Annotated in this window: 1 pseudogene; it reads right to left on the bottom strand. The window is 46.0% G+C overall.

The features are described from left to right. Window positions 1-250, bottom strand: a pseudogene (locus FCL47_RS25785) (DDE-type integrase/transposase/recombinase); the annotation flags it as partial.

Raw genomic sequence — 250 nt, 5'->3', positions numbered from 1 at the left:
ACGCCACAAGGGATAATCTGGAAGCCATAGTGGTTGGAAAAATCCAGAAACTTTGGATTAAAAACAGGATCTTGACCAGTGATTCTCTGCAGCACTGCCGACTTGAGATTATCCACCATGATTTTAGTCGGTACACCACCAAAGTACTCCAGCGCCCGTTGATGACATCCCAGAAAGTGTTCCATGGTCTGAGAAACGGTGAACTCTACGTACATCATCCGGCAGTGGCAAAGCACCATGATGAAAAAAC

Origin of the sequence: Desulfopila sp. IMCC35006 (assembly GCF_005116645.1) — a bacterium.
GTDB lineage: Bacteria > Desulfobacterota > Desulfobulbia > Desulfobulbales > Desulfocapsaceae > Desulforhopalus_A.
The sequence above is the reverse complement of the archived record's forward strand: the minus strand, read 5'-3'. Positions and strand labels throughout refer to the sequence as shown.